The following is a 5,508-nucleotide window of genomic DNA, read 5'->3' on the forward strand; positions in this document are numbered from 1 at the left end:
CCTCGTGGCAATTGGTTTTGTTTGGCAAGGGCCTGCTGGAAGTATTGCTGCGCCTGCGATCGCTTGCCACTGGCGGCTAAAATTTGGGCTTTCAGATAAAACAGTTCTGGATTGTTGGGCGCAAGTGCCAAGGCTTGATCAACGGCGTTTAAGGCTTGGGGCCATTGCTTGCGATCGCGATAGGCCAAGGCTAACCCCCGATATCTCAGGTAATCAGGAGCAGCGTAGGTTTGCAGGGTTTGAATCGCCCGATCCATGCTGACAAAGCTGACATTACTAGCAATGCCCCACTCCATAAAGCCACGGATAAGATTCAATTCCGGATCGCGAGGATTGACAGCTTCGGCGCGGCCCACATGATCGAGAACCCGCTGTACCCGCAACAGAGCGGCTGGCGTACCCATTACAGGACCGGATCCCGCATCGGAGATTTCATAGCCAGCCATCAAGAAGTGACCGACTGCTTGGTAAAGGTTACCCCGCAGGGGATCGCGGCGCGTGAGGGCTTGGGCAGCGCGGAGGGTTGCCTCAGCATAGCGTTTGTACTCTGCCCAGTCTTCATTGAGATAGGCAATGGCGGCAGCCAACGTCAGCGTTAGGGGTTCTTGGCGATCGCGCTCTAGGGCAGCGGGCAGTAACTCCTTACCTTTGACATAGTCACCATCGCGAAAGAGGGCAACAAAGACGGCTTCCGTTGCATCTGAAATGGGTCGCGCCTGGGGGCCGTTCCGGAAAGGATCTCCAGCAAGGGCAGCCGTACTCAGTACCCAGGGAGCGATCGCTCCACTAAGATAGAGAGCAAAGTATTGCCATAGGCGCCATTGACGTCTTTGCACAGTCGTTACCTCCGGAGTCTGCATCTTGTTTTCGGTTCGCCATCTCAGCTACCATCCCGCCGCCACCCCTCAACCCATTTTGCGGGACATTAATTTAGACTTGGGTATGGCTGAACTGGGATTGATTATCGGACCCAGTGGATCCGGCAAGACCACCCTACTGGAAATTTTAGCGGGCTTGGCCACCCCTAGTCGGGGAATCATTCGATGGCAGGATCAGGTTCTCACACCGGATCATTTACAACAGTTGGCCGGATTGGTCTTTCAGTTCCCAGATCGCTACTTCTGCGGCAGCACCATTCTTGAAGAGTTGCGCTTTGGCCACCCAGAAATTCCCTACGAAAATTTTTACCGTGCTCTTGCCGATGTTGGCCTCGATCACCTGCCTTTGCACACCCGCCCTGAATCCCTCAGTGGTGGGCAGCAGCGTCGCCTTGCTCTCGCTGTGCAACTGGTGCGTCAACCCTACCTGCTCTTGCTCGATGAACCCACAGCGGGTCTGGATTGGTCCATGCGCCGCCAATTGGTACAGCTACTGGGCCGCCTCAAGGAACACTGGAGTCTTCTTGTGGTGACCCATGAGGCCACCGAACTGCAGGAGATGAGCGATCGCAGGTGGCGATTGGAAAACGGTTGTCTAGTACCACTGACTTCCCCTCAGTCAAGTCCTGTAATAAGTTTTAATACTTAGGTAGCAAAACTTTGCAATTTGTTACCGCAGGGACGCAAAGTCGCTCTACAGCTTGATTTTCTGCTACAACCACAAGAGGTACAGCCCTTCTTGCAAGGATGGAAAACCCGCAGCACTGTGAAGGCCCGTGGGGGATAGTACCTCCTCGATGTGCTCCATGGTTTTAGCAAAAGGGCGTATATCCCCCACTTGGGGTTTGGTCTCGATCGTTACAAGGAGTTTGAACGCATGTTCACCCACGTCAAGTCCACAATTCGGCATATCGCGCCAGCGGCGTTAAATGGGCGATCGCTGTTGCGAGTGGTGTATGTGGTACTTGAAGCCCAATACCAGAGCGCGCTGTCGGCAGCGGTTCGCAGCATTAACGATACCCATCCACAGGTGGCCATTGAAATCAGTGGCTATCTCCTTGAGGAACTGCGCAATCCTGAAAACTATGCCGCCTTCTGTGAAGATGTGGCACGGGCGAATGTGTTTATTGCCTCCCTCATTTTTATTGAGGACTTGGCGGATAAGGTGGTCGAGGCCGTTCAGCCCTATCGCGATCGCCTCGATGTAGCGGTTGTCTTCCCCTCACTGCCGCAGGTGATGCGCCTCAACAAAATGGGCAGCTTTTCCTTAGCTCAGATTGGCCAATCTAAGAGCGTGATTGCCAATTTCATGAAAAAGCGCAAGGAGAAGTCAGGGGCCGGCTTCCAAGATGCCATGCTCAAACTCCTGCGAACCCTGCCCCAAGTCCTGAAGTACCTCCCCATTGACAAGGCACAGGATGCCCGCAACTTCATGCTCAGCTTCCAGTACTGGCTGGGGGGCTCGCCGGAGAACCTAGAAAACTTTCTCCTGATGCTGGCCGATCGCTATGTCTTCAAGGGGCAATACAGCAGCAATCTCAAGTACCAAGAACCCGTCACCTACCCCGACACGGGCATTTGGCATCCCCTAGCCCCTCAAATGTTTGAGGATCTCAAAGAGTACCTCAACTGGTTCAACAGTCGTCGCGATATTGGCGCCGATCTCAAAGATCCTCTGGTGCCGACCATTGGCCTGCTGTTGCAGCGCACCCACCTTGTCACAGGTGACGATGCCCACTATGTCGCCATTGTGCAAGAGTTTGAATCCCAAGGGGCGCGAGTAATTCCCGTCTTCTCCGGCGGTCTGGACTTCTCAACGCCCCTGGAAAAATTTTTCTACGATCCCCTGCACACCGATAAACCCCTTGTGGATGTGGTGGTTTCCCTAACAGGCTTTGCCCTTGTGGGCGGCCCCGCCAAGCAGGATCATCCCAAAGCCGTGGCGGCACTGAAAAAGCTCAACCGTCCCTACATGGTGGCACTGCCCTTGGTGTTTCAAACCACCGAAGAATGGGAGGAGAGTGATCTGGGGTTGCACCCGATTCAAGTGGCACTGCAAATTGCCCTACCGGAACTGGATGGCGCCATTGAGCCAATTATTCTTTCGGGTCGCGATGGCATGACTGGTAAGGCGATCGCCCTCCAAGATCGCGTCGAAATGATTGTGCAGCGAGCCTTGAAGTGGGCCAATCTGCGCCGCAAACCCAAGGTAGAAAAGAAAGTTGCCATCACCATCTTTAGCTTCCCACCCGACAAGGGCAACATTGGTACAGCTGCCTACTTGGATGTCTTTGGCTCCATCTACAAAGTCATGGAAGCCCTGAAAAACAATGGCTATGATGTGCAGGACATGCCGGAGAGTCCTGAAGCTCTGATGCAGGAAATTCTCCACGACGCCCGCGCCCAAGTGGGCAGTCCTGAACTCAACATTGCCTACCGCATGAGCGTGCCCGAATACGAGCGCCTCACCCCCTATGCCAAGCGCCTTGAAGAAAACTGGGGCAAACCCCCGGGACACCTCAACAGCGACGGCCAAAACCTGCTTATCTACGGCAAAATCTACGGCAACGTCTTTATCGGCGTGCAGCCCACCTTTGGCTACGAGGGGGATCCGATGCGGCTACTCTTTTCTCGCTCCGCCAGTCCCCACCATGGTTTTGCTGCCTACTACACCTTCCTCAACCATATTTGGCAGGCGGACGCGGTCCTTCACTTTGGCACCCATGGCTCCTTGGAGTTTATGCCCGGCAAACAGATGGGGATGTCCGGCGATTGTTACCCCGATAATCTCATTGGTTGTATTCCCAACCTTTACTACTACGCCGCCAACAACCCCTCCGAGGCCACTATTGCCAAGCGCCGCAGCTACGCCAACACAATTAGCTACCTCACACCGCCGGCGGAAAATGCCGGCCTTTACAAAGGGCTACGGGAACTCAGCGATCTCATTGGTTCCTACCAAAGCCTCAAAGATAGCGGTCGGGGTGTCCAGATTGTCAACACGATCATGGACAAGTGCCGTATGGTCAATCTCGATCAAGATGTCGCTCTCCCCGACAAGGACGCCGCGGATCTCAGTGCCGAGGAGCGCGATACCCTCGTGGGCAAGGTCTACATCAAGCTGATGGAGATTGAAAGCCGCCTCCTGCCCTGTGGTCTGCACGTGATTGGTAAACCACCAACAACGGAAGAAGCAGTGGCCACCTTGGTGAATATTGCCAGCTTGGATCGCGCTGAGGACGGTATTAAGAGTCTGCCGCGCCTGATTGCCGAAAGCTTAGGCCGGGACATTGACGACATTTATCAGCAGAGCGATCGCGGCGTACTGGCGGATGTCGAATTGCTACGCCAGATTAACGAAGCCACCCGCGCCGCCGTCAGTGCCCTCGTCCAAGCCCAAGCTGATGCCGACGGTCGTGTGTCGCGGGTCTCGAAGCTGAATTTCTTTAACATGGGGCGCAAAGAGCCGTGGATTGAATCTCTCCATGGTGCAGGCTATACCCAAGTGGATGCCGCTGCCCTCAAGCCCCTCATGGAATATCTCGAATTCTGTTTGCAGCAGATTGTCGCTGACAATGAACTGGGGGCACTGTTGCAAGCCCTTGAGGGCGAGTACATTCTCCCGGGTCCCGGTGGCGATCCAATTCGCAATCCTGAGGTCCTGCCGACCGGCAAAAATATCCACGCCCTAGATCCCCAAGCCATTCCTACAGCCGCTGCGGTGCAGTCTGCCAAAGTTGTGGTCGATCGCCTCCTCGCACGGCAAAAAGCAGAAAATAACAACCAGTGGCCAGAAACCATTGCCATGGTGCTCTGGGGCACAGATAATATCAAAACCTATGGCGAGTCCCTGGCCCAAGTGCTGTGGCTAGTGGGGGCACGTCCTTTACCCGACTCCTTGGGGCGCGTCAACAAGGTGGAACTCATCCCCCTCGAGGAGCTGGGGCGGCCACGCATTGATGTGGTCGTCAACTGTTCGGGCGTCTTCCGCGATCTCTTTATTAACCAGATGGCGCTTATTGACCGTGCCATCAAAATGGCTGCCGAAGCCCATGAGCCCCTTGAGCTAAACTTTATCCGCAAGCACGCCTTGCAACAGGCCTCAGAACTAGGGATTGACCTGCGCCAAGCGGCCACACGAGTCTTTACCAATGCCTCTGGTTCCTACGCCGCCAATGTCAACCTAGCGGTGGAAAATAGCTCCTGGGAACAGGAGTCGGAACTTCAAGATATGTATCTCTCCCGTAAGTCCTTTGCCTTCTCGGCGGATTCTCCGGGGACGATGCAGCAGGCCCGGGAACTCTTTGAAACGGCGCTCAAAACCGTGGATGTGACATTCCAAAACCTCGACTCCTCAGAAATTAGCCTCACGGATGTCAGCCACTACTTTGACTCGGATCCGACCAAGCTGGTGGCAGCACTGCGGGGGGATGGCAAGCAACCCAAGGCCTATATTGCCGATACCACCACCGCCAATGCCCAAGTGCGAACCCTCTCGGAAACCGTTCGCCTCGACAGCCGTACCAAACTCCTGAATCCCAAGTGGTACGAAGGAATGCTCGCCCACGGCTACGAAGGGGTGCGCGAAATCTCGAAGCGGCTCGTGAACACGATGGGCTGGTCGGCCACC

3 protein-coding genes are annotated in these 5,508 nt (G+C 55.1%); 2 read left to right on the plus strand and 1 reads right to left on the minus strand.

From position 1 onward, the window contains the following. On the minus strand, positions 1-836 hold an 836-nt coding region (locus H8Q75_RS03390), incomplete at its 3' end, for a Sll0314/Alr1548 family TPR repeat-containing protein (protein WP_297040513.1). A gap of 25 nt (positions 837-861) precedes the next feature. On the opposite strand from H8Q75_RS03390, the gene H8Q75_RS03395 reads away from it, so the two are divergent. After that, on the plus strand, positions 862-1,527 hold the full coding sequence (locus H8Q75_RS03395) for an energy-coupling factor ABC transporter ATP-binding protein (protein ID WP_024123945.1): 666 nt from the start codon (positions 862-864) through the stop codon (positions 1,525-1,527). Between the two features lie 228 nt (positions 1,528-1,755). Beyond that, positions 1,756-5,508: magnesium chelatase subunit H (locus tag H8Q75_RS03400; RefSeq protein WP_297040516.1), on the plus strand; the 3,753-nt coding region annotated here is incomplete at its 3' end.

It is taken from the genome of Thermosynechococcus sp. OHK43 (assembly GCF_014466085.1).
Taxonomy (GTDB): Bacteria; Cyanobacteriota; Cyanobacteriia; order Thermosynechococcales; family Thermosynechococcaceae; genus Thermosynechococcus.